The organism is Parabacteroides sp. AF19-14 (assembly GCF_003635485.1).
Lineage (GTDB): Bacteria > Bacteroidota > Bacteroidia > Bacteroidales > Tannerellaceae > Parabacteroides > Parabacteroides distasonis.
In genome coordinates this window covers 1-904 of the sequence record NZ_QTMJ01000060.1, presented here as the reverse complement: position 1 = coordinate 904, position 904 = coordinate 1, and the positions used below count along the sequence as shown (strand labels likewise).

The 904-nt window shown below is 46.9% G+C and carries 1 protein-coding gene; it reads right to left on the bottom strand.

The genetic code is table 11. The annotated features are described in order from the left end of the window. Positions 1–190: 190 nt before the first annotated feature. Positions 191–904 (bottom strand): site-specific integrase (locus tag DWX33_RS22215; protein WP_122381057.1); only part of this gene is annotated, 714 nt, incomplete at its 5' end.

The following is a 904-nucleotide window of genomic DNA, read 5'->3' as shown; positions in this document are numbered from 1 at the left end:
TAGGAAATACGAGATCATTTCGTCTCTATTGCCATGTCTATGCACTAGGAATAAGAACGAAGATTTAAGGAGAATCAAGGTCGGAGCACAAACTAATGAACAAACTAAGCCTAATGATTGCTTGTTATTTGTTATTTTTTATTACTTTTGCGCCGTGAAAGAATACGCTACTTCCCAAGTAGCAAGCCTCTTACCCCACTTTGGGCATCGGTTTACACACGCTCTCAAAACAATTCCGGTTCACTGTCGACAAACGTTCCAACGAGAAGCTCTTCAAATAGATCTGTGTTGTCTTAATAGACTTATGCCCCAACAACTCACTGATAACCTCGATCGATACATCTTGTTCCTTCAAGAACGAGGCGAATGAATGACGGATCGTATATGAGGTGACCGGAAGCGTAACGCCTGTCGATCTCGCCAACAACTTCAAGTCATGGTTAAAGCGGGACAAGGTCCTGTTATATTCTTTGTAGGCCGCCTCACCGGTTCTCCTTCCACTCAAAAAAGGAAATAAATAAAAGGATTCCTTTGCCGTACAAGCGGACAACTCATCCAACAGCCGCAACGCCCCGGAGGGAATCTCCAGCTGTATGAGAGACCCGCTCTTTTGTCGGTGATACTGCAATATCCCATCCCGGATATTCTCCCATTTCAAATGCGTGAGATCCACAAACGCTATCCCGCTGAACGCGAACATCAACCGAACGGTCAACTGTACACGCCGCAAGGACGGATCCTCCAACGGGGCGTTAAACATACGCTCCAGCATCTCTCGCGGCAACGCCTTCTTCCGCTTGCTTTCAACGCCCGTGAAGACATCCTTGAACAGGTTGGGTACAAAGGGAGCCTCGTTCGCCTCCACGGCTAAGTTATAAATGTGACGAATCCGACGCATATAGGT